Raw genomic sequence first — 22,400 nt, forward strand, 5'->3', positions numbered from 1 at the left:
CATGCTTGAACTGCTGTTTCTGCTATTGCCGGTCGCTGCTGCCTATGGCTGGTTCATGGGCAGAAACAGTGTTCGCGTTGAGCAGCGCAAAGAGCAGGAAGAATTCTCCCGTAACTATGTTACTGGTATCAATTTGTTGCTCTCAGAGCAGAGCGACAAAGCAGTCGATCTCTTTATCGATATGCTTGATATTGATAGTGAAACTATTGAAACGCACTGGACGCTCGGAAAACTATTTCGCCGCCGTGGGGAAGTAGAGCGGGCCATTCGCATCCATCAGAATTTAATCTCCCGTCCTTCACTATCCGAACAAGAACGCCATCACGCAATGTTTGAGTTAGGCCAAGATTATTTGTCTGCCGGCTTATATGATCGTGCAGAAAAAATGTTTTCGGAATTGCAGCAACATTCGAGTTATCAAGCAGAGAGTTTAACTAATTTGTTATCGCTCTATGAGGCCACCCATGAATGGGATAAAGCCATTTGGGTTGCATTAAAACTCTCCAAACAAGATAAATCTGTTTTGCCTATTGTTGCCCAACTCTATTGTGAATTGGCCGATGCACAAGGTGATGCCCAAGCTACCTTAAAGTTCTATGAAAAAGCACTGAAGCACGACAAAGGCTGCATTCGTGCGCGCTTGTCGTTAGGCCGCTGGTGGTTAGGTGAGAAGAAAGCGAAGAAAGCGTTAGCCTATTTGTTGCCAATTGCCGACGCAGACCCCGATTTTATACCCGAAGTTCTGCCATTATTACGCACCGCCTACGATGATTTAGATGATCAAGAAGGCTTGGTGAGTTTTCTGCATGATATTGTGATGGAGAAGCCCTGTGCGAGCGCCGTCGTGATGCTTGCCGATATCATCGCTAAACGCAATGACAGGGAAGCTGCGGAACAGTTTATGATGGTTGCGCTACAGAAAAATCCAACCATGCGCGCCTTTCATAAACTTATTGAATTTAATGTCGCATCAGCCGATTCAGGTAAAGCCAAAAAGAGCCTGCATATGTTGGCCACCATGGTCTCTGAGCAACTAAAGCAGCGTTCACGGTATCGCTGCAGGCACTGCGGATTTTCTGGTCAAACTTTGTATTGGCACTGCCCATCTTGTAAATCCTGGGGAACCATTAAACCAACGCGAGGACTCGACGGCGAATGAGAGAAAAACGAATCATATTAGCACTTGATTTTGATAACGTTCCCGATGCACTCAATTGTGTCTCAACCATTAATCCAGAAGAGTGTCGACTGAAAGTCGGCAAAGAGCTATTCACAGTCGCGGGCCCAGACTTTATTCGGGATCTGCACCGGCGCGGGTTTGAGGTGTTCCTTGATCTGAAGTTTCACGATATTCCCCATACCGTGGCAAAAGCGGTGAAAGCAGCGGCGGAACTCGGGGTTTGGATGGTGAATGTGCATGCAAGCGGCGGCAAGGCCATGTTAGACGCGGCCAAGGCTGCATTAAGTCCTTATGGCGATAAAGCGCCTAAGCTTATTGCGGTAACCGTATTAACCAGCATGGATAATGACACACTTGCCAGTTTGGGCATTGAGCGTAGTTTGAATGAGCACGTATTGGCCCTGGCTGAATTGGCCAAAGAGAGCGGACTTGACGGTGTTGTATGTTCAGCACGTGAAGCATTGATGTTAAAAGCCGCATTGGGTGATGACTTTCTGTTAGTGACTCCGGGAATTCGTCCGGCAGGTAGTGACAGTCATGATCAGCATCGGGTGATGACGCCTAGCGCTGCAATTGAAGCGGGTGTGGATTATCTCGTGATGGGGCGACCCATTCGCGAGAGCGCAACACCAAATGACATGCTTTCCGCAATTAACCACGAAATATCCCAAGTTCTATCCTAGCCTCCTAGAAATCCCTCCATATATACTAAGAGAACGTAGCACGGAATGCTGCGTTCTAACTTAAGAGGGATTACCTATGCACTATCAAAAACGTGTTTTATCAATTGTGTTTACGGCACTGATTGCGTCTTCATCGCTACACATGATGTCGGCATCCGCAAGTACAGTGGCATACACTTCTATGTTGCCCCATACGCAAGTACTGAACAACGAAGCCCAACAAGAAACGGTGAACATTAATCGCGCGAGTGTGGAAGAGCTCGCGGCAAAGCTGCGCGGTGTGGGTTTGGCGCGTGCACGAGCGATCATTGAACTGCGGGAAACATTGGGTGGGTTTACCGACATTGATCAGCTACTACAGGTACGTGGCTTAGGCATTAAAGTTCTGAACGAAAACCGAGAGCGCATTATTCTTTAAGTGTAATAGCCAAATAAAAACGCCGGCTTATCTAAATAAACCGGCGTTCTGTTTTTGCTAGGCAATAAAGGCGTTTGTTTTCTACATGCGCTTAATCAGCTTGGCAGCGCGTCATCTCTGAGGTTGCCGAGTTGACTGCTCCTGAAATACCCGACGCTCGCCCAGAGTGGGTTACTGCCGGCCGTTCTGATTCATTGCGACCACTTGGAAACTGAACATCGGTAGCAACGGGTACCGCTGGGGCCTTAGTCATAGCAGCGCTTGCCCGCAATATTTGCGCAGGTTTCGCTACTGGCTTAGCGACAGGCTTATCAACTACAGAGCTTACAGGCTCTGGGGAAGTTGACTCACTCTCAGCCTTTGCCACTGGCTGTTCAGCGTCTGCTGTTGTGCTTGCCACTTCTTCTTGTGGTTGCACCTGCGCAGGCTTGGTTTCGGCTGCGTCTGCTGTTTCTGTTGGCTCAGTCACCGCTGAGGTTTCTTCAGCTTGTGCATCCACATCAGCATTCGTATCAGCCACAGTTTTTGCAACAGCATCAGGGTTCACATCGACATCAGCTTTCGCATCGGTTTCAGTGGCAGATTCAGCTTCAACAACTGCATCAGTGTCGGCTTGCTCAGCCTCAGCTTTTTTCTTGGCAGGGCGGCCACGTTTTGGCTTTTCAGCATCTACGGGCGCTTCTACTGACTCTGCCTGATCCGAACTCTCATCAGGTACCGCTGCTTGGGCGCTATTCTCTGATTTTGCGTCCGCCGTTGTCGTATCTTCTGAAGCTGAAGCTACTTCGGTCTGTCCATCGTCTTTCTTTTCAGACTTACGACGTGTGCGACGACGTGGTTTCTTCTCAGTGGTGGCTTCTGTTGCCGCTACTTCAGCACTTTCTTGTTCTGCGGCAGTGTTTTCGTCACCATTAGACTGCACCACATCCTGCTTAGCGGTTTCTTGTGGTGCCTGTTCTGTGGACATCGAATCCGCAGCATTACTTTGCTCTGCAGCGACCTGCGTCGAATCTGTGTCATCTTTGGCGGTGCTAGTATCGGTTGTCTTCGGTTCTACGCTTGCCGGCGCAGCCCCTTTACCGAGTCGAACACTTTTTTCCAACTGACGGCGTTCACGACGCTCACGGGGAGGTTGTCCGCTTTCGGCCTGGGCCGAAGACTTCTCTTCTTCCTGCGCGGCAGCGGCTTGATTCTCGTTCACTTTCGCGGCTTGCTCGTTTTGTGAGCGGCCTCCGCGACGTCGACGATTACGGCGTGGACGATTTTCGCTCGAGCGCTCGCCTGATTTCTGATCTTGTTTGTCTTGCTGCTCACGATTATCGACTGGTTTTTCAGCCTGCTCAGCAGCTTTAACGTTGCGATCGTCTTGCTGACCGCGTCCTGAGCGCTGACTACCACCGCGACGATTGCGATTTCCATTACCACGACGACGGCGGTCATCACGACCCGCTTGGCCTTGACGGGCAGGCTTCTTATCTTCTTTTTTCTCGCTCGTATCTTCGTCACTCGATACCAAGGCAGATAACCATTTACCTAACTTGGCAAACAAACCTGGACCTTTAGGTTCGCTTTGCTTCTGCGGGGCAGGGGCAGCGACGGGAGCGGGCGCAGGCGCATTGAGCGACTTTAACGCAGGCTCGTCGGCCATTTTTTCTTTTGGCGCTGCGAATTCAATATCTTTTATCTCTGCGGCTTGAATGAGACGGTAGCTTTGAATATCAGCAATTTCGTCTTTGCGCAGGCGCGCCACATCAAAATGCGGTGTTTCTAAATGCTGATTTGGTATAACTAAAACAATCACACCATTACGCTGTTCAATTGTGCGTAACGCTGCCCGCTTTTCGTTCAGCAAGTAGGTGGCCACTGTCACAGGGACCTGAGCATTTACTTGTGCAGTGTTGTCCTTGAGCGCTTCTTCTTCGATCAAACGCAACACAGATAATGATAATGACTCGTCGCTGCGGATGGTGCCTTGCCCATCACAGCGCGGGCACACATGATTTGCAGACTCGCCGAGAGAAGGACGGAGTCGTTGCCGCGACATTTCTAGAAGGCCAAACCGAGAAATACGCGCCGTTTGCACGCGCGCGCGGTCTTGCTTAAGCGCTTCACGTAAGCGGTTCTCTACTTCACGCTGATGCTTAGGCGGGGTCATATCGATAAAGTCGATAACAATCAGGCCACCAACATCACGCAAGCGTAATTGGCGCGCGATTTCATCCGCTGCTTCTAAGTTCGTTTGTAGCGCTGTCTCTTCGATATCGCCGCCTTTTGTTGCTTTGGCAGAGTTAATATCGATGGAGGTCAGGGCTTCAGTTGGGTCGATAACAATAGAACCGCCTGAAGGCAAACGAACTTCACGCTGGAATGCAGATTCAATTTGGCTTTCAATTTGGTAATGGCTAAATAAAGGAATGTCACCTTTATACAGCTTTACCCGACTCATAAAGTCTGGACGCACAACTTTAATATGTTCACGGGATTGCTCAAAGATACTCTCGTCATCGATAAGAATCTCGCCGATATCGCGTCGCAGGTAATCTCGAATTGCGCGGAAGATAACATTTGATTCTTGGTGAACGAGGAATGGAGCAGGGCGCGTGGAAGACACTTGCTCAATCGCTGTCCAGTGGTGCATTAAGACGTTTAAGTCCCAAGCCAACTCTTCTGCTGATTTGCCTACGCCCGCGGTACGCACGATTAAACCCATGCCTTCAGGCACTTCCAACGTTGACAGGGCATCTTTTAATTGGGTGCGCTCGTCGCCTTCGATACGGCGTGAAATTCCGCCAGCCCGAGGGTTGTTGGGCATCAAAACAAGATAACTGCCTGCAAGGGAAATAAAGGTGGTTAGCGCTGCGCCTTTCTGGCCACGCTCTTCTTTATCGACCTGAACAATTACTTCCTGACCTTCTTTGACAACATCACGAATATTCGGACGGCCATCGAATTTGTAGTTTTTAGGGAAGTAAGTGCGGGCAATTTCTTTTAACGGAAGGAAGCCATGACGCTCTGCGCCATAGTCAACAAAAGCAGCTTCTAAGCTAGGCTCAACGCGGGTAATTTTACCCTTGTAAATGTTTGATTTCTTTTGTTCGTGACCTGGGCTTTCGATATCCAAGTCGAATAATTTCTGACCATCCACCAGCGCAACGCGGAGCTCTTCCTGTTGCGTGGCATTTATTAGCATTCTTTTCATAGATTGTGACTCATACGTTTAAAAGGTACGAAATCACAACACTGTACCGCTGTTAACGGTCCTGTTCCGTTGCACAGTCTGTCGTCTGGCACCGTATCGTTGGGTGGTGCGCTCTCTTCTGTTGTACGACAAAGCCAATGCTTTTTAATGTTTACTGTACTTATCTTTTACCGTAGTGATTCACTGGAATCCGCTACGAAGTTACCCGTATCACTTCCGTGACCGATCGCGGTGACGGTGGTTACGTGTAACAATAAATTTCTTACATGCCGAAACAGGCGTTCACTACATCTTTCAGTGTTGTGCGTTCGAGAAAAATTCATCGAGAAAAAATATTTATATCAGACCTATCGAGTCCGACATCGTATTGTCGCATTTACCACGACGTCTGACAAGCGGCATTTGTCGCGTACAGCGTTGAGAGACCGTGCGTTCCTCCAGCCGCCATGATAAAATACAGCCTTTAATTCATCTTGCACATAGGCCGTAACCTTTCCCTTATGAGTGATTCACAACCACAAGTTCGCTTTCATCAAATCAGTGCTGATGAAGCGGGGCAACGCATTGACAATTTCCTCCTGAGTCAGCTCAAAGGTGTGCCGAAGAGCATGATTTATCGGATTGTGCGTAAAGGTGAAGTGCGCGTTAATAAAAAGCGAATTAAGCCGGAGTATCGTCTGTGCGAAGGTGATGATGTTCGTATCCCGCCTGTCCGTGTTGCTGAAAAACAAGCCTTACCCAATCCCAAGCTGGACAAAATTGCGGGTTTAGAACATGCGATTATCTACGAGGATGACGCCATGTTAGTGGTTAATAAGCCCGCTGGAATGGCGGTTCATGGAGGGAGTGGCTTAAATTATGGTCTTATCGAAGGATTGCGTGCATTGCGACCGCAAGCAAAGTTCCTTGAGTTAGTGCATCGTTTAGATCGGGATACCTCAGGATTGCTTATGGTTGCAAAGAAGCGCTCTGCACTGCGCGCCTTGCACGAACAGTTGCGCGATAAAGACATGGATAAAACCTATGTCGCGTTGGTGTTCGGATCCTGGCCGGGTAAGATAAAGAAAGTGGATCAACCGCTGCAAAAGAACACCCTGCAATCGGGCGAGCGGTTAGTACGAACCGATTCAGACGGAAAAGCGTCGTTAACACGATTTAAGGTGCGCGAACGTTACCCAGACAGTGCTATTTCAGCCACATTAGTAGAGGCTTCGCCCGTAACAGGGCGAACGCATCAAATCAGAGTGCATACGCAATGTGTGGGTCATCCTATCGCGATGGATAGCAAGTATGGTGTACGAGGCTTTGATGAGCAGTTAAAAAGCCTAGGTTTAGATCGATTATTCCTCCACGCGGAACGCCTCTCGATTAGGCATCCGATAAGCGGGGAATCAATGCAATTTCATGCCCCCTTAGATAACAGCCTGCAGCAGGTGATCTTAAAGCTGCGTAAAGGTGTAAAACAGCCAACGTAAACGTATGGCTATTACTAATAACAAAGGACACCGACTTCATGCAGCATGATCCTCGCTTTACACTCTTAGTATTCGATTGGGATGGCACCTTAATGGATTCGGTGCCACGCATTGTGTCGTGCATGCAGAAGATGGCTCAGCAAACGGGCTTGCCGGTGCCCGCTGAGTCAGCGGTAAAAGATATTATCGGTTTAAGTTTGTGGGTGGCGCTAGAGCGCTTGTTTGACTGTCACGATGCGGTTGAACAACAGAAGCTTATCGCAGTGTATCGTGAGCTTTATGTCCACACCGATGCCACGCCATCGCCATTATTTGAGGGCGTCGAAGAGGTTCTCGCGGATCTGCATAGCCAAGGCTATCAGATGGCAGTGGCAACAGGAAAAGCGCGCCAAGGTTTAGAGCGAGCGTGGCGGGAAACCAATACTGGGCATTATTTTATTGCCTCTCGTTGTGCCGATGAAGCAGAGTCAAAGCCACACCCTCAGATGCTCCAAGATATTCTCGCGAGCACGAAAATCTCACCTCAGCGCGCAGTAATGATTGGCGATTCGCGTTACGATCTGCAAATGGCAAACAATGCAGGCATGGCTTCGGTAGGCGTGCTCTGCGGCGTTCACGATGCAGCGCGGTTGCAACAAGAATCGCCACTCGCGCTATTATCCCATGTTCAGGAATTGCCGGAGTTGCTCACTCAAGCACCAAAGCGAGCGTTAGGGTAACAAGGTGCCGTGTCGTGCCAGCAAATCAATGAGTCGAATAAGGGGTAAGCCGATTAAAGCATTTGGATCATCGCCTTGCATACGGGCGAATAAGGTAATTCCCAAACCTTCACTCTTAAAGCTACCCGCACAATTGAGCGGTTGTTCTTTATCAATATAACGCTCAATTTGCTCGTCGCTTAACTGGCGAAAGTAAACAGAAAAGGGTTCGACACAAGAAAAGCAGCTTCCCGTTTTTGAGTTCAGGACAGCCAACCCCGTATAAAAAGTAACTTTCTTGCCTCGGCATTCTTGCAGTTGTGCGATGGCCCGCTCGCGGGTGTGGGGTTTGCCAAGAATCCGGCCTTCGTTTACCGCAACCTGATCCGAGCCAATAATAAGGTGCGCGGGGTAATCCTTTATTAAGGCGCTGGCTTTTTGTATCGCCAAACGCTCCACCAATGCTTGTGCGCACTCGCCCTCGATTGGGCTTTCATCAATATCCGGCGCGCCATGAGAAAATTCTAGGTCAAGTCGTGCGAGCAGTTCGCGCCGATAGGGAGAACTTGAAGCGAGTACAATTGGCAACGTCATTTTGTGCATTCCTCTCGTGTGCAGTCGATAACTATATGGTAAACTAGGGGTCTGTGGCTATTTTGACACAAAGAACGATACATTCAGTGTAGGGTTCTGGCAAAACTGGTGAGAAATTCGTGAAAACAGAGGTTTGCACGCGAAATTTCTTTGACTATCCACCTTTCAACCATTATCATTCGCGCGCTATGCAAAAGGTTCGTATACCGCTTTCGGTTGACCCAGTACGAAATTCAGGTAAACGGCTTTCTTTTGATGGAGTTATCCCATCTAAGAATTTGCCACGTTTTAATGAAGTACTGGCATCACCCTGTTCAGACGTAGAGGTCACGCTAACGTTTGATACAGATGAGCAAAAGATTCACTATTTTCGTGGTCAAGCGAGAGCAAGCGTCGAGCTATCTTGCCAACGGTGTGGTGAATCCATGCCTTGGGAGTTAGAGACTGAGTTTCAGTATGCACCGATAACACGGCGACAAACCGCCGATGACTTACCGGAGCATTACGAGGCAGCTGCGTTAAATGAGCTAGGAGAGGTGCTGCTCCATCCCCTAGTTGAAGACGAGCTGCTGGTCGCATTGCCACTTGTGGCGAAGCATACCGAGCAGGACTGTGCGATTAAGAGTGACGCAATGAGCTGGGGCGAGCTTCCAAAGGAAGCAGAAAAGCCAAATCCATTCGCTGTGTTACAAAAGCTTAAGAAATAAACGATTCAGGAGACGAGTCAAATGGCTGTACAAAAAAACCGCAAAACCCGCTCAAAGCGTGGAATGCGTCGTTCACATGATGCACTGAGTGGTGCTGCTTTATCTGTCGATCAGACTAGCGGTGAAACTCACGTTCGTCATCACGTAACCGCTGACGGTTACTACAAAGGTAAGAAAGTCATCGCCGGCTAAGGGCGTATGGCGAAGTTAACTCTTGCCATTGATGCGATGGGTGGTGACCGCGGTCCCTCCATCGTTGTTGCAGCGCTCATCCGAGCGCTGCAGTCGTTTCCGGAGGTTGACTTTATCCTCACCGGGGACGAGCCTCGTCTTAAGGCTTTGCTCAATCGAGAAGCCAAACATCTAAAGGCCGCAGATCGAGCGCGCGTGACCATCCAACACACCACCCAAATTGTGCAAATGGATGACAAACCTAGCCAGTGCCTCCGTCATAAAACAGATTCTTCCATGCGTGTGGCGATAGATCTCATCGCTGAAGAGCGTGCGCAAGCCGTGGTTAGTGCCGGCAATACGGGTGCGTTAATGGCAATGGCCTATTTACGCCTGAAAGTATTACCCGGTGTACTAAGGCCAGCATTGATCGCCCCCATTCCTAACGAGCAAGGTGTACAAAGTTTACTGCTTGATTTAGGCGCAAACCCGCAATGTGATGCAGATACGTTGTTTCAGTTCGGCGTGATGGGCTCTGTTATTGCCCAGGAGCTGTTACACGTGAGCGAACCTCGGGTGGCGCTGCTCAATATGGGGACGGAAGACATCAAAGGACCTGATGTGGTGCGTCAGGCTGCCGTGCTACTGGCCGCCTCGCAACAAGTGCACTATCAAGGCTTTCTAGAAGGTAACGATTTATTCTCTGGCAAAGCCGATGTGATTGTATGTGACGGTTTTACCGGAAATATTGCGTTGAAGAGCTGCGAAGGCATGGCGCGTATGGTGTACGACCATCTGAAACGTAGTCTTAAATCCCACTGGCTGAGTCAAGCGATGGCTTGGCTGCTATACCGACGCCAACGCAAAGCATGGTCTTGGCTCAACCCCGACCAGTACAACGGCGCAAGTTTGATAGGATTGCGCGGAGTTGTCGTGAAAAGCCATGGCAATGCGTCGGCCAATGCATTCTATAGTGCAATTGCACATGCAATCGCAGAAGCAGAATCAGATTTGCCAAAACGCATTCACGACCGAGTTGAACAAGTGCTGTCCGAACAGCATTCTTAAGAGTCGCGTCGCGGCTCATGTAGTTCAAGGAGTCGCATGTTTGCACGATTAGCCGGAACCGGCCATTTTTTACCTGAACACATCTTAACCAATGCGGAGCTTGAACGCCGCGTGGATACAAGTGATGCTTGGATTCGCGAGCGTACGGGTATTCGAGAGCGGCGCGTGTGTAGTGCCGATGAGTCTGTTGTTTCTATGGCGACGGAAGCGGCGAAACGTGCGTTAGCCGCCGCTGATTTACCCGCTGAACACCTTGATTTAATCGTGGTCGCAACCACTTCAGCCGATCGCGCGTTCCCTAGTGCGGCCTGTGAAGTTCAACATGCGTTAGGTATCACCGACACGCCCGCGTTTGATGTGGCAGCCGCATGCTCCGGTTTTCTATTTGCCTTATCTGTCGCTGAAAAATATATTGTTAGCGGCGCCGCTAAGCATGTGCTTGTGATTGGCAGCGATGCTTTAACCCGCATGTGTAATCCAGATGACCGTAATACAATTATTCTTTTTGGCGATGGGGCCGGAGCTGCCGTATTGTCAGCATCAACTGAGCCAGGCATTCTTTCTACCCATATTTATAGTGCGGGCGAATTTGCTTCCTTATTAGGCGCCGATCATCCAAATCGCAGTGATGAAGCCTTTCAACAAGAAGCCTGGTTATATATGCGTGGTCGCGAAGTGTTTAAAGTTGCGGTAGAAAAACTCGCCGAATTAGTTGAACATACGCTGGCGTTTCATCAAATGAAGGCAACTGAGCTAGACTGGTTAATTCCGCATCAGGCCAATTATCGGATTATTCAGGCGACTGCGCGAAAATTAAATATGCCGATGGCGCAAGTGGTCATGACCCTTGAAAAAACGGGAAATACCTCTGCCGCTTCGGTGCCTATTGCCCTTGACGTGGCCATTCGTGACGGTCGCATTCAGCCGGGGCAGACATTATTGCTAGAGGCCTTTGGTGGCGGTTTTGCCTGGGGTTCGGCATTAATTCGTTATTAGTGTAAGGGCGAGCCTGTTGCTCGCTACTTTTAGTTTACAAATGAAAGAATAATAAGGACTTCTTATGACACAAACCTGTGCTTTCGTTTTTCCAGGACAGGGTTCGCAAAGTGTCGGCATGCTTGCCGAGCTCGCCAGCGAATTTCCCCAAGTTGAAGCTACTTTTGCTGAGGCTTCACAAGTACTCGGTTATGATTTATGGAAGGTTGTCCAAGAAGACCCGCAGGGTCGGTTGAATCAAACTGAAGTAACCCAGCCGGCTTTGTTAGCAGCGAGCGTAGCGATTTTTCGGTGCATGCCTGCAACACTGAAACCCACCTATATGGCAGGCCATAGCCTAGGTGAATATTCGGCTCTGGTATGTGCAGGCGCTCTGGACTTCGGAGATGCTATTCGCTTAGTTGAACTGCGCGGAAAGGCAATGCAAGAAGCGGTTCCTGAAGGGCAGGGAGCCATGGCGGCGATCATTGGTCTTGACGACGATGCCGTGATTGCGGCCTGTGCAGAAGCAGCACAAGGGCAAGTAGTCTCTGCAGTAAATTTCAATTCGCCAGGGCAAGTGGTTATCGCGGGTGATAAGGATGCGGTTAGCCGTGCCGGCGAAGCATGTAAAGCGGCGGGCGCAAAACGGGCGTTACCGTTGCCGGTGAGTGTACCGTCGCACTGTGCGTTGATGGCACCAGCAGCAGAAAAGCTTGCTAACGCGCTGGACGACATTGAGGTTAAAATTCCAAGTATTCCAGTCATTCATAATGTCAATGTGGGTATTGCAACCACCTCAGAAGCGATTCGTGAGGCGCTAGTGGCGCAATTGTATTCCCCGGTGCGTTGGACTGAAACGGTAACTTGGCTCGCTGAACAGGGCGTGCACAGCCATTATGAGCTAGGCCCGGGCAAGGTATTGTCTGGTTTAGCAAAACGAATTCATAGCGATGTTAACTGTACAGCGGTGAATGCCCCTGATGCAGTTACTGATCTCGCTTAATTAATTATCATTAGGAGCATTTATGACTTCTCCATTAATCGGCAACCTTGATGGCCAAGTGGCATTGGTGACAGGCGCGACTCGGGGTATAGGTAAAGCAATCGCAGAGGCCTTTGTTGCAGCGGGGGCCACGGTGATAGGCACTGCCACCAGCGAAAATGGTGCAGCAACGATTTCTAGCTACCTTGGCGACAAAGGCACAGGAAAAGTATTGGACGTGACGGCAGAGGGCGCGATTGAAGCCCTTATTGCTGATGTGCAAAGTAACTATGGTAAAATCGATATTCTCGTGAACAACGCGGGCATTACCCGTGACAATCTGTTGATGCGAATGAAAGAAGATGAGTGGGAACAGGTACTCAATACCAACTTAACTGCGGTATTTAAGATCTGTAAAGCAGCCATGCGTGGTATGATGAAAAATCGGCATGGGCGTATCATTAATATTGGCTCTGTCGTGGGTACCACGGGTAATCCTGGGCAGGCAAATTATTGCGCAGCTAAAGCAGGTTTGATTGGTTTTAGTAAAGCACTGGCGAAAGAAATTGCCTCGCGTGGGGTAACGGTAAATGCAGTTGCCCCTGGGTTTATTGATACCGATATGACGAAGGCATTGACCGATGATCAACGGGAGCGTATTTTTGATACTATTCCGGCGGCTCGTTTAGGGAAGCCTGAAGAAATTGCCGCGGCGGTTTTATTCTTGGCATCACCTGGCGCAGCCTACGTGACCGGTGAAACAATTCATGTGAATGGCGGCATGAACATGGCGTAATCGCCGAAAATCTCAGCAAAATTTAGGTTTACGAGGTAAGACCTCAACCATTTAGATAAATTTTTGCTTTAATCGTAGTGTCTGATTGACTACACTACACGCAAATTTATTAAAGATACCTTTATTTGAGGGTTAAACATGAGCACTATCGAAGAACGCGTAAAGAAAATCATCATTGAGCAACTCGGTGTTAAAGAAGAAGAAGTGAAGCCTGAAGCTTCATTTGAAAACGACCTGGGTGCAGACTCACTGGATACAGTTGAATTAGTAATGGCTCTGGAAGAAGAGTTTGAAACTGAGATTCCAGATGAAGAAGCTGAAAAGATCCGTACGGTTCAAGCAGCAATCGACTACATCAACAAGCATTCTTCGTAAGTAAAGCTTGGTTGTAAGAAAGGCGGAATGAAAATTCCGCCTTTTTTTATGGGCTTAATTTAATTGTTGATCCGTAATACAATCAGGATAAGTTACCAACTTTGGTAAACCAAGGCTAAGAACGTGGTAAAACAAGGATTACAAGAATGAGCAAACGTAGAGTTGTCGTGACTGGCTTAGGCATGGTGACCCCGAATGGTTTAAACACTGAGAAAACCTGGGCGTCGATTATCGAAGGTGAATCCGGCGCAGGGCCGATAGCGCATTTTAACTCAGAAGGCTACGGCACTCAGTTTGCTTGTTTAGTAAAAGGCTTCGAGGCAAGTGACTACATGCCGGCGAAAGAAGCAAGAAAAATGGATACCTTTATCCAGTATGGCGTTGTTGCAGCACAGCAAGCAATTAACGATTCGGGCCTCAGTTTTGGGGAAGCCAATGCCCATCGTTGTGGTGTTATGATTTCATCCGGAATTGGCGGTCTGCAAGGCATTGAAGAGAACCATCAGAAATTACTCGATGGGGGCCCGCGTCGTGTCTCCCCGTTCTTTGTGCCAAGCTCAATAATAAATATGATTTCCGGACAAATATCCATGATGTATGGTTTAACGGGACCCAATATGGCGATCGTTACTGCCTGCACAAGCGGTGTACATAATATTGGCCAAGCCGCACGTGTCATTGCCTACGGTGATGCCGACGTGATGCTAGCAGGTGGCGCGGAAAAAGCGTCTACGCCGCTAGGCATGGCCGGGTTTGCAGCAGCGCGGGCTCTATCAACGCGCAATGATGCCCCAGCACAAGCAAGCCGACCCTGGGATAAAGACCGAGATGGTTTTGTACTGGGTGATGGCGCTGGTGTGATGGTGCTTGAATGTTATGAGCACGCAAAGGCCCGGGGCGCTAAAATTTACGCGGAGCTTACCGGCTTTGGCATGAGTGCCGATGCGTTTCACATGACCGCGCCGCCGGAAGACGGCCGAGGGGCGGCAGCATCCATGCGCCATGCTCTGGCGGATGCAGGAATTAGCACGGATGCAGTGGATTATATTAATGCCCATGGCACCTCAACGCCTGCCGGGGATATTGCCGAAACACGGGCCATTAAAAGCGTCTTTGGAGTCCGCGCGAAACACGTGCCGGTGAGCTCAACGAAATCGATGACAGGCCACTTACTTGGGGCAGCAGGGGCGGTTGAAGCAATCTTTTCGGTGCTCGCAATTCGCGATAACAAGTTACCACCCACGATTAACCTAGATAACCCTGATCCCGAATGTGATTTGGATTATGTGCCCCACAGCGCGCGTGACGCCAAAGTGAAGGTTTCTTTATGTAATTCCTTTGGCTTTGGTGGTACCAATGGCAGCTTGGTATTTAAAGGCCTATGAAGCCCCTTGCGTATATTTGGCAAAGCGGTGAGCTTGGGGAAGCGCTGTCTTTGCATGACCGCGGCCTCAACTTCGGTGATGGCTGTTTTACCACCATTCGTTTAGTGAGAAGTGGCTCAGCGGGTTGGCAATGTGCACTTTGGCCCTATCATCAAGCGCGGCTTAAACACACCTGTGCGCGCTTAGGGTTTTCACTGCCGTTGGATCTGGAATTTGCAGTTGAGCATGTGTTGCGGCAAGCGGCAATTCCCGCAGACCTGAACGCCGCGGTACTTCGCATTACGGTGACACGTGGTCAAGGTGGGAGTGGATATAGCCCGGTTGAGAACTGCACGCCCACGCTTATATTTAAGATCAGTGAGTGGCCTGAACACTATAAAATTTGGCAACAGCAGGGCATAACGATGCACGTTGCGAAATTTCGGTTGGGAATACAGCCTGCTTTTGCCGGCCTAAAAACTTTAAATCGATTGGAGCAGGTTGCGATTAAGCGAGAATTAGCTGCGACTGATTGTGATGATCTTTTAGTGCAAGATACCCAAGGCTACCTCGTGGAGGCGAGCGCAGGTAATCTTTTTTGGCAGCGAAACGGCACGTGGTATACACCTAGCGTGAGCCATGCGGGCATTGACGGGGTAGTGCGGCAATGGCTGATCAGGCACAATCCCAACATACAGGTTGTGCGCGAACCTGTCTCAGTTCTCGATGAGGCCCAAGAGCTGTTTGTTTGTAATGCATTGATGGGCCTTGTGCCCGTGCGCGCAATTGATAGCCGTCAATTGCCTCGGTTTCGATCCTATGGGGCATGTGTAGAAACCGGTGAGTTGCCCCTTTAAATGGACCCTTATTATATGATTCGAGATTTATGTTGCGTCGCTTAATTTTTATTATTTTTGCCCTTGTCATCTTTGCTGGTTTAGCGCTTGGCGCTGCCTATGGTGGGCTTTACTGGTGGTTCCACCATGGGGCTACAGTGCAGGTCACGTCGGCAGCGTTTCCGTCGGACACCCCTGATGTTAGCGAAGAGATGATTCTTGCTCAGGCTACTCAAGACGGTCCCTTACTATTTGAAATTCCAAGAGGCGCACATCGGCGTTTGGTGGCACGTGAACTTGAAGCAAAGGGTTTGCTCGCGCCACATCACTGGAATCAGTTAGCGGTTCGTTTGTTTATGCCAAATATTCGGTTGCAAGCGGGTGTGTATGCGGTACACGAAGGTGAAACACCGGCCACATTGTGGTCGCGTTTTGCCCGTGGTGAGCAACATCTGTTTTCAATTACCTTTGTCGAAGGGAGTGAATTTCGGCATTGGCAAGCGCAATTGGCAGCCCACCCATATATTAGGTCCCAGTTAGTTGATACGCCTATCGCGGAGATTATGAGGTTATTGGAGAGCGACTACACCCATCCTGAAGGGTTGTTGTTTCCGGATACCTATCGGTTTTACGCCGGTACTAGCGATTTACGTATATACCAGCAGGCAATGCAGCGTATGCAGGGGGTACTGGAGCGAGAATGGGCGCAACGTGATCGAACAGTACCGGTTCAAACCCCCTACGAAGCCTTGATTCTTGCCTCCATCGTGGAACGAGAAACAGGGGCCGCTCATGAACGTGGCTTAGTGGCCAGTGTGTTTGTAAATCGATTGCAAACAGGAATGCGTTTGCAATCCGATCCAACCATCATTTATGGGCTCGGGGAGCGTTACCGCGGCGTGATTTATCGATCTGACATTCAAGAGCATACGCCATATAATACATATCGAATTGATGGGCTACCACCGACGCCAATCGCGATGCCTGGTGCGGCTGCGATTGCCGCGACCTTACAACCCGAGGCTTCCGATTATTTCTATTTCGTGAGCAGAAACGATGGTACGCACGTTTTTTCGCGCACCCTTGCGGAACATAACCGCGCGGTTAATAAATATCAGAGGAACCGATGAAAGGACGCTTTATCGTAATTGAAGGACTTGAAGGTGCCGGAAAAAGCTCAGCGGTGGCGACGGTGACGGCGTGGTTAAAAGCACGTCAGCAGTCTTATATTTGCGTGCGTGAGCCGGGTGGAACGCCCTTCGCAGAAGCGCTGCGTGAGTTAGTGAAGCAAGATTGGCAAGAACATATCACGGCCCAAGCCGAGCTTTTGCTAATGTATGCTGCTCGTGTTCAGTTGGTAGATAACGTCATTAAACCTGCATTAGACAGGGGAGATTGGGTTGTCGGCGATCGCCATGATCTATCTTCCCGCGCTTACCAGGGAGGCGGTCGTGAACTCGGCGACAGTCAACTACAACAGCTCAAGCAGCTCACTTTGGGCGATTTCTTGCCTGATTTAACGTTGTATTTGGACATTGACCCGGAAGTGGGTTTACAGCGTGCGGTTCAGCGCGGTGATTTAGATCGCATTGAAAAAGAGGCCTTAACGTTCTTTCAGCGGACCCGCGCGCGCTATTTAGATATTGCAACACGGGAAACGGGGATCTCTGTGATTGATGCAGGGCAAGATATGACGAGGGTGCAAGCCGACATTACGCGGGTATTGGAGCAACAATGGCCCGGGTAAGCTTTCCTTGGATTCGTCCACTTTGGCAGCAACTGAGCGAGGCGAGCCTTGCCGGTACGTTGGCCCATGGTGTCGGCATTGAATTCCAGCCCGAGCTCGGCAGCGAGCAGCTGCTTGAGCAACTATCGCGTTTGTTGTTATGTCAGCAACCGATCAAGGATTCGAAGGCTATCCGCGCCTGTGGCCAATGTAAGCAATGCCTTTTGTACAAAGCTGGCACCCACCCAGATATATTGCGCGTTGCACCAGAACCGGGTAAACAGCTTGGCGTTGACGCCATTCGCAAAGTGGGTGCATTCGTTCAACAACGTTCTGCGCAAGGAGGCAATAAAGTTATTCAGGTACTGCAAGCGGACGCAATGACCTTGGCCGCTGCCAACAGTTTACTGAAGACCTTAGAGGAACCCCCGGCAGACACCTTCTTGATCGTCAGCGCGGCACAGTTTTCTCTGTTATTACCGACGGTACGCAGTCGATTGATGATGTTTCCTATGCCGCGCCCGGACACAGCAATGCTTCGGACGTGGTTCGCAGAACTGGCTCCAGAATCTGAATTGACATCGGCCATGCTCAATTACGCGCAAAAACGACCACTCACAGCCTTACAGTTGCTGCGGGAACACCAACCGCTGCCACAAGCCATGCTGGATGATCTGCTTTGCGGGACGGTGCAACTGCCGAAAGATGCAGACGCAATAGCGCAACTAGTCAAAACAATTCTAGAATCGCTGCATCTTATCTTACGTGACTATTACGAGCGCAACGCGTTACCAGAATGGGCTACTCGTTTTCAATCGCTACCCAAGGAACGATTTGCCCAAGCTATTTCGGACTGTTATCAAGCGGGCATTCATTTGCGTAATGATTTGCAAGGTCCGGGTTTGAATGCCAACCTACTAACACAACGTTGGTTGCATGATTGTCGCAGCCAGTTAACATGTTAATTAAAGTGCAAGATAGAACAGCTTCGCCTCGTTCAGCCACTATTCATTATTTAAAAAAGGGTGATCATGTTTGTCGATTCCCATTGCCATCTAGATAAGCTAAAACTGACCGCAAGTAAGGGCATTTCTCATGTGCTTAGCGAAGCGCAGAAAGCACAGGTAGAACACATGCTTTGCATCGGTGTAACCTTGGATGATTTTCATGAAATGCAGACTATTGTGGGAGAACAACCACAGGTCAGCTTTTCCTCGGGCGTTCATCCATTATATGTGGCCAAACATGGATTTGACGCCGATGCGCTGCGTCAATTATGTCAACGCAATGATGTAGTCGCAGTGGGTGAAACCGGGCTCGATTATTTTTACGATAAAGATCACCACCAGATTCAGCAAGAGAGCTTTGCGTGTCATGTTGATATTGCGACAACGTTACATAAGCCATTAATTATTCATACCCGAGACGCACAAGCCGATACCATCGCGATTCTAAAAAATGGTCACGCGGAAAAGTGCGGTGGCGTTATGCATTGTTTTACGGAAAGCTTTGCTATGGCTGAACAAGCCATGGCGCTTGGATTCTATATCTCGATTTCAGGCATTGTGACCTTTGCCAATGCTGAGGAATTACGCGAGGTGGTGCGCCGCGTGCCGCTTGAACGGTTACTGATTGAAACCGATTCGCCATGGCTTGCCCCTGTGCCTCATCGCGGCAAAGAGAACCAACCAGGCTTCGTGCAGCATGTGGCCGAATGCGTGGCGCAATTAAAGAATGTAAGTGTGGAAGAAGTTGCAGCCGTGACGCGAGAAAATTTCTATTCACTATTTCAAATTCCCCCAACACCACTGTCGGCCAAACGTTAAACTTTACTGAGTTACAGATAAAGAAAAGCTCGGAACCAAGGGGGGAGGTGTTCCGAGCTTAGGGGAAGGGCTCTCGAAAGAGCCGTGCGCTATTACCAGACTGAATATTTCCTTAGGGGACGAAATATCCAGTTGGCCCAAAAAGTTGTTACCTTGTCTTTAATAGTAGCCGAAGAAATGGCGATTGCCAGATCCTGATCAAAAATTAGACAATGGATTACACTATTCACTCTTATTATGTAAAAATTACATAAGATTTAGACTACTTCTTACAGTTAAATTATTCTTAGCCAACGAGGTCTTGTTTGCGTGTTGCATAATCGGCTCACAATTCGATTAGTCCTGTCGCTCACAACAGCGCTGCTCATTATGCTTTTGGTAAGTATGGCTATCACCTTACGTATGCAAGAGGATACTCTGCGTGCGCAGGCGGCCGAGCGAGCCAAGCAATTTGCTGCAAGCCAACAAATTCAACTGGATCTCGCCATTAATACGCGCATCAAAGCCTTGCGCGTACTCAAACAGAATTTAATTAAATGGCAAGAACCGCATCCAGAATTAAGAGATGAATCAGGCTTGAAGGTATTATTCGATAGTCTTTGGCTTATTGACCGCGAAGGTACCCTCATTGATTATTGGGATGTAGATGCCAACCGCGAAGCCGCGTTGGCTGACATGCCATCACTCGCCGATAGCGCGGTATTTCAAGCGGCTCGGGAAAGTGACACTATTATTATCTCTGATCCTGTCGACAACTATATCGGCTACCCCCCAGTCCTTCAGTTTGCCTATCGATTAAAAGATGATCAGGAATTTCTCGGCGTTGTCGTGGGAAATATGTTACTCCAAGAACATGATTTATTTCGGCGGTTATCAAATCTTGAAATCGGTAATGGAGGGTATTTATCCATTGTGTCGCACAACGGAACTGTGTTGGTGCACCCGAATCCAAATACAACTTTAACCCGTTTACCGGAACATAAATTTGCTCGTTTCTCGGATGTGGCTGAAGGCAATTCTCGAGTCGTACACATGAATAGCTTCAATGATGTGCCGAGTATTATTAGTGTCAATCGCTTTAGTGTCACCCAGTGGTATGTTGCGGTAGTTCAGCCCGAAGAGGGGGTATATGCTCCAATGCATGACCTTCGCAGGACACAACTTCAGGTATTTGGGCTGGGCGGTTCGATTGCTATTCTGCTATTTGTTATTTTAATTTACTTCCAAATACGACCCATTCGAACCTTGAGCAAACAAACCGAACGTATTATTGCTGGCAAAGCACAATTCTTAGTGGTGCCTAAATTAATTGAATTACGTCCTCTAGTAGAACGCTTTAATTCCCTATTAATGCAGAATATTACGCAAAAGCGTACGCTTGAAGAACGCAAAATTTACTTCGACACTGTGCTGCAAACCTCGCCTATCGGACAGTTTATGACAGAGCCGAGTGGTAAGTTCGAGTTTATTAACAAGAAACTCGAGGAGCTGACTGGCTTTACCCTAGCAGAATTGCGCAATACTGGAATGCGCGTCCATATTATTGAGGAAGATGTTCCCAAAGTGGTTGAAGCCTGGACCAAGGTGATTAAAGAATCAGTCCCCTCGGAAATAGATTTTCGTTTTACACGAAAAGATGGGGGTGTGATATGGCTGCATGTGGAAACCACGCCGGTGTTTAATCAAGGGAAATGTTTAGGTCATGTTGGTTCTGTGCGTGACGTTACCTCCTCTTACGCTGAAATAGAAAATCTGCGTACACTTGCCACTATTGATTCCCTTACCGGGCTTTTAAATCGACGGGGGCAAGAACAGGCGCTAACCAAGGCCATCATGAACGCTCGTCTATTCAACGACAAATTAATTGTGCTGGTGATCGATTTAGATGGTTTTAAGGCAGTTAATGATGAAGTAGGGCACGACATGGGCGACCAGATGTTAAAAGAGGTCGCTCAACAGCTTGTGAAGAACACCCGTGAAACTGATTTTATCGGGCGTATGGGGGGTGACGAATTCATTGTTATTTTACCTAAATGTCCTTTGAACCGAGCTCGAGAAATTGCGGATCGCATCACCCATGACATTGGTAATATCCATGTCACCCTAAATTGCCCTGGAGTTACTGCAAGCATTGGTCTTACCGACTTGCGAGACGATGATTCTGATTTTGATGAGCTGGTGCGTCGTGCAGATAAAGCAGCTTATGCGGCCAAACACGCAGGCCGCAATCGGGTGTTTGAAGACTTGTTGCTGTAAACGTGGTTGCTTTAGTCGGTTATCGCGACGTTTGGTGCCGTCAGTTCGCCGCGTAAATTCTCCGCCAAGGCACGCTTAATCTCATCCGTATCGGTTTCAATGGACAACAAATAATGCAGCTTGGTAAGTGCGGCTTCAATAGTGAGGTCGTATCCTGCGGTAACGCCAATGTCGGCCAAGGCGTTGCCCGTTGCGTATCCCTGCATATTGACCGTCCCTTTAAAGCACTGGGTGCAATTGAGTACAATGACGCCTGCTTGGATAGCGCGCTTAAGGGACTTAATGAGGGCGCCATGCTGTGGAGCATTCCCAACACCGTAACTTTGCAATATCAGTGCTTTTACTGGGTGCTGCACTAGATTATCAATAATTTTCTCGCTCATCCCCGGATACAAGGTAACCACGCCAATTTCTTGCGCCGCAATACTGGCAACCTCAAGTGGTGTATGTCGAATAGGTTCAACTTCACCAGCGATCATTTCAATATCAATGCCGGCTTCTAAGAGTGCGGGAAAGTTGGGCGACGCAAAGGCATCAAAGCCATCTGCATCGGCTTTTGTCGCACGATTCCCTCGAAATAGACGATTATTAAAAAATAAGGTGACTTCGTGTATGGGGTAATGCGCGGCTAAATAAAGCGCATTGAGCAGATTAGTTTGCCCATCAGAACGAAGCGCAGCCAAAGGTATCTGAGAGCCGGTGACAATCACTGGCTTACCCAAATTCGCGAACATAAATGACAGCGCCGATGCGGTGTAGGCCATGGTATCAGTGCCATGCAAGATGACAAATCCATCATAGTCGGCATAATGCTCTTGAATGTCTTGCGCAATGCGTTGCCAATCGTGGGGCGTCATATCCGACGAGTCCATTAACGGTGCATATTCACACAGCGTAAACTCCGGCATTTCCGGACGATAAAACTCAGGCATCCCCTTAATGCTTTCGGCAAGAAATCCTGGCGCAGGCACATAGCCATGGGCGGACTTCATCATACCGATGGTGCCTCCGGTGTATGCGATGTAAATGCGTTTACGGGCTGTTGAACGGCTCATTTGAATCCCTTTC

22 protein-coding genes are annotated in these 22,400 nt (G+C 49.0%); 19 read left to right on the forward strand and 3 right to left on the reverse strand.

Features of this window, described 5'->3' with window-relative positions; genetic code table 11:
* The first annotated feature begins 1 nt into the window (after position 1).
* The 3 genes from lapB to HXZ99_RS01960 all read left to right on the forward strand — a co-directional run bounded on the left by lapB (position 2) and on the right by HXZ99_RS01960 (position 2,281).
* Positions 2–1,159 carry a lipopolysaccharide assembly protein LapB gene (lapB, locus tag HXZ99_RS01950; RefSeq protein ID WP_194755583.1) on the forward strand — a complete coding sequence of 386 codons (1,158 nt, stop codon included), beginning with the start codon at positions 2–4 and terminating at the stop codon, positions 1,157–1,159.
* Positions 1,156–1,863: an orotidine-5'-phosphate decarboxylase gene (gene pyrF, locus HXZ99_RS01955; protein ID WP_194755584.1), complete on the forward strand. Its 708-nt coding sequence runs from the start codon at positions 1,156–1,158 to the stop codon at positions 1,861–1,863. The genes lapB and pyrF overlap by 4 nt, the downstream gene beginning before the upstream one ends.
* 76 nt (positions 1,864–1,939) lie before the next feature.
* A complete protein-coding gene (locus tag HXZ99_RS01960) occupies positions 1,940–2,281 on the forward strand; it encodes a helix-hairpin-helix domain-containing protein (protein WP_228517502.1) in 342 nt (113 codons plus the stop codon).
* Positions 2,282–2,372: 91 nt separating this feature from the next.
* Here the strand turns inward: HXZ99_RS01960 and rne are convergent, their stop codons facing one another.
* The gene (gene rne / locus HXZ99_RS01965) at positions 2,373–5,480 is read right to left on the reverse strand and encodes a ribonuclease E (RefSeq protein WP_194755585.1); all 3,108 of its coding nucleotides are present in this window, start codon (positions 5,478–5,480) and stop codon (positions 2,373–2,375) included.
* 500 nt (positions 5,481–5,980) lie between these two features.
* Here rne and rluC point away from each other — a divergent pair, with 500 nt between their 5' ends.
* Together rluC and HXZ99_RS01975 are read left to right on the forward strand one after the other, a co-directional pair.
* Positions 5,981–6,955, forward strand: a complete 975-nt coding sequence (gene rluC / locus HXZ99_RS01970) for a 23S rRNA pseudouridine(955/2504/2580) synthase RluC (RefSeq protein ID WP_194755586.1) — start codon at positions 5,981–5,983, stop codon at positions 6,953–6,955.
* 38 nt (positions 6,956–6,993) lie between these two features.
* Positions 6,994–7,674: an HAD family hydrolase gene (locus tag HXZ99_RS01975; RefSeq protein WP_194755587.1), complete on the forward strand. Its 681-nt coding sequence runs from the start codon at positions 6,994–6,996 to the stop codon at positions 7,672–7,674.
* Here HXZ99_RS01975 and HXZ99_RS01980 read toward each other — a convergent pair.
* Positions 7,666–8,247 (reverse strand): Maf family protein, encoded by a 582-nt coding sequence (locus tag HXZ99_RS01980; protein WP_228517504.1) that lies wholly within the window; start codon positions 8,245–8,247, stop codon positions 7,666–7,668. The two genes, HXZ99_RS01975 and HXZ99_RS01980, sit on opposite strands and share 9 nt — an antisense overlap.
* Before the next feature lie 188 nt (positions 8,248–8,435).
* Between HXZ99_RS01980 and yceD the strand changes: the two genes are divergently transcribed.
* The 14 genes from yceD to HXZ99_RS02050 all read left to right on the forward strand — a co-directional run bounded on the left by yceD (position 8,436) and on the right by HXZ99_RS02050 (position 21,332).
* On the forward strand, positions 8,436–8,954 hold the full coding sequence (yceD, locus tag HXZ99_RS01985; protein ID WP_194755588.1) for a 23S rRNA accumulation protein YceD: 519 nt from the start codon (positions 8,436–8,438) through the stop codon (positions 8,952–8,954).
* A 21-nt stretch (positions 8,955–8,975) separates the two neighbouring features.
* Positions 8,976–9,146, forward strand: a complete 171-nt coding sequence (gene rpmF / locus HXZ99_RS01990) for a 50S ribosomal protein L32 (protein WP_194755589.1) — start codon at positions 8,976–8,978, stop codon at positions 9,144–9,146.
* Positions 9,147–9,152: 6 nt separating this feature from the next.
* Entirely contained in the window at positions 9,153–10,193 is a 1,041-nt protein-coding gene (gene plsX / locus HXZ99_RS01995) for a phosphate acyltransferase PlsX (RefSeq protein ID WP_194755590.1), read from the forward strand.
* 36 nt (positions 10,194–10,229) lie between these two features.
* Positions 10,230–11,189, forward strand: a complete 960-nt coding sequence (locus HXZ99_RS02000; RefSeq protein ID WP_194755591.1) for a beta-ketoacyl-ACP synthase III — start codon at positions 10,230–10,232, stop codon at positions 11,187–11,189.
* Positions 11,190–11,253: 64 nt separating this feature from the next.
* Entirely contained in the window at positions 11,254–12,174 is a 921-nt protein-coding gene (gene fabD / locus HXZ99_RS02005; RefSeq protein WP_194755592.1) for an ACP S-malonyltransferase, read from the forward strand.
* Between the two features lie 22 nt (positions 12,175–12,196).
* On the forward strand, positions 12,197–12,949 hold the full coding sequence (gene fabG / locus HXZ99_RS02010; protein ID WP_228517506.1) for a 3-oxoacyl-ACP reductase FabG: 753 nt from the start codon (positions 12,197–12,199) through the stop codon (positions 12,947–12,949).
* A gap of 138 nt (positions 12,950–13,087) precedes the next feature.
* Positions 13,088–13,324 carry an acyl carrier protein gene (gene acpP / locus HXZ99_RS02015; RefSeq protein WP_126775860.1) on the forward strand — a complete coding sequence of 79 codons (237 nt, stop codon included), beginning with the start codon at positions 13,088–13,090 and terminating at the stop codon, positions 13,322–13,324.
* A 146-nt stretch (positions 13,325–13,470) separates the two neighbouring features.
* A complete protein-coding gene (gene fabF, locus HXZ99_RS02020; RefSeq protein ID WP_194755593.1) occupies positions 13,471–14,709 on the forward strand; it encodes a beta-ketoacyl-ACP synthase II in 1,239 nt (412 codons plus the stop codon).
* A complete protein-coding gene (gene pabC / locus HXZ99_RS02025) occupies positions 14,706–15,545 on the forward strand; it encodes an aminodeoxychorismate lyase (protein WP_194755594.1) in 840 nt (279 codons plus the stop codon). The genes fabF and pabC overlap by 4 nt, the downstream gene beginning before the upstream one ends.
* Before the next feature lie 29 nt (positions 15,546–15,574).
* On the forward strand, positions 15,575–16,654 hold the full coding sequence (gene mltG / locus HXZ99_RS02030; protein ID WP_194755595.1) for an endolytic transglycosylase MltG: 1,080 nt from the start codon (positions 15,575–15,577) through the stop codon (positions 16,652–16,654).
* Positions 16,651–17,271, forward strand: coding sequence for a dTMP kinase (tmk, locus tag HXZ99_RS02035; RefSeq protein ID WP_194755596.1), 621 nt, complete (start codon positions 16,651–16,653; stop codon positions 17,269–17,271). The genes mltG and tmk overlap by 4 nt, the downstream gene beginning before the upstream one ends.
* Entirely contained in the window at positions 17,259–18,215 is a 957-nt protein-coding gene (locus HXZ99_RS02040) for a hypothetical protein (protein WP_194755597.1), read from the forward strand. Before tmk ends, HXZ99_RS02040 begins: the two co-directional genes overlap by 13 nt.
* A 66-nt stretch (positions 18,216–18,281) precedes the next feature.
* A complete protein-coding gene (locus tag HXZ99_RS02045; RefSeq protein ID WP_194755598.1) occupies positions 18,282–19,076 on the forward strand; it encodes a TatD family hydrolase in 795 nt (264 codons plus the stop codon).
* A 309-nt stretch (positions 19,077–19,385) separates the two neighbouring features.
* A complete protein-coding gene (locus HXZ99_RS02050; RefSeq protein ID WP_194755599.1) occupies positions 19,386–21,332 on the forward strand; it encodes a sensor domain-containing diguanylate cyclase in 1,947 nt (648 codons plus the stop codon).
* Positions 21,333–21,343: 11 nt separating this feature from the next.
* Here the strand turns inward: HXZ99_RS02050 and ansA are convergent, their stop codons facing one another.
* On the reverse strand, positions 21,344–22,387 hold the full coding sequence (gene ansA, locus HXZ99_RS02055) for an asparaginase (RefSeq protein WP_194755600.1): 1,044 nt from the start codon (positions 22,385–22,387) through the stop codon (positions 21,344–21,346).
* Between the last annotated feature and the right edge of the window lie 13 nt (positions 22,388–22,400).

Origin of the sequence: Aliidiomarina indica, from assembly GCF_015354615.1 — a bacterium.
Lineage (GTDB): Bacteria > Pseudomonadota > Gammaproteobacteria > Enterobacterales > Alteromonadaceae > Aliidiomarina > Aliidiomarina indica.

Excerpts from the sequence above, each read along its gene's own strand:
- ansA (WP_194755600.1), bottom strand. The coding sequence starts at position 22,387 with ATGAGCCGTTCAACAGCCCGTAAACGCATTTACATCGCATACACCGGA.
- fabF (WP_194755593.1), top strand. The coding sequence starts at position 13,471 with ATGAGCAAACGTAGAGTTGTCGTGACTGGCTTAGGCATGGTGACCCCG.
- rluC (WP_194755586.1), top strand. The coding sequence starts at position 5,981 with ATGAGTGATTCACAACCACAAGTTCGCTTTCATCAAATCAGTGCTGAT.
- HXZ99_RS02040 (WP_194755597.1), top strand. The coding sequence starts at position 17,259 with ATGGCCCGGGTAAGCTTTCCTTGGATTCGTCCACTTTGGCAGCAACTG.
- HXZ99_RS02000 (WP_194755591.1), top strand. The coding sequence starts at position 10,230 with ATGTTTGCACGATTAGCCGGAACCGGCCATTTTTTACCTGAACACATC.
- tmk (WP_194755596.1), top strand. The coding sequence starts at position 16,651 with ATGAAAGGACGCTTTATCGTAATTGAAGGACTTGAAGGTGCCGGAAAA.
- HXZ99_RS01960 (WP_228517502.1), top strand. The coding sequence starts at position 1,940 with ATGCACTATCAAAAACGTGTTTTATCAATTGTGTTTACGGCACTGATT.
- rpmF (WP_194755589.1), top strand. The coding sequence starts at position 8,976 with ATGGCTGTACAAAAAAACCGCAAAACCCGCTCAAAGCGTGGAATGCGT.
- HXZ99_RS02045 (WP_194755598.1), top strand. The coding sequence starts at position 18,282 with ATGTTTGTCGATTCCCATTGCCATCTAGATAAGCTAAAACTGACCGCA.
- fabG (WP_228517506.1), top strand. The coding sequence starts at position 12,197 with ATGACTTCTCCATTAATCGGCAACCTTGATGGCCAAGTGGCATTGGTG.
- pabC (WP_194755594.1), top strand. The coding sequence starts at position 14,706 with ATGAAGCCCCTTGCGTATATTTGGCAAAGCGGTGAGCTTGGGGAAGCG.
- fabD (WP_194755592.1), top strand. The coding sequence starts at position 11,254 with ATGACACAAACCTGTGCTTTCGTTTTTCCAGGACAGGGTTCGCAAAGT.
- lapB (WP_194755583.1), top strand. The coding sequence starts at position 2 with ATGCTTGAACTGCTGTTTCTGCTATTGCCGGTCGCTGCTGCCTATGGC.
- plsX (WP_194755590.1), top strand. The coding sequence starts at position 9,153 with ATGGCGAAGTTAACTCTTGCCATTGATGCGATGGGTGGTGACCGCGGT.
- mltG (WP_194755595.1), top strand. The coding sequence starts at position 15,575 with ATGTTGCGTCGCTTAATTTTTATTATTTTTGCCCTTGTCATCTTTGCT.
- HXZ99_RS01980 (WP_228517504.1), bottom strand. The coding sequence starts at position 8,247 with ATGACGTTGCCAATTGTACTCGCTTCAAGTTCTCCCTATCGGCGCGAA.
- HXZ99_RS01975 (WP_194755587.1), top strand. The coding sequence starts at position 6,994 with ATGCAGCATGATCCTCGCTTTACACTCTTAGTATTCGATTGGGATGGC.
- acpP (WP_126775860.1), top strand. The coding sequence starts at position 13,088 with ATGAGCACTATCGAAGAACGCGTAAAGAAAATCATCATTGAGCAACTC.
- yceD (WP_194755588.1), top strand. The coding sequence starts at position 8,436 with ATGCAAAAGGTTCGTATACCGCTTTCGGTTGACCCAGTACGAAATTCA.
- rne (WP_194755585.1), bottom strand. The coding sequence starts at position 5,480 with ATGAAAAGAATGCTAATAAATGCCACGCAACAGGAAGAGCTCCGCGTT.
- pyrF (WP_194755584.1), top strand. The coding sequence starts at position 1,156 with ATGAGAGAAAAACGAATCATATTAGCACTTGATTTTGATAACGTTCCC.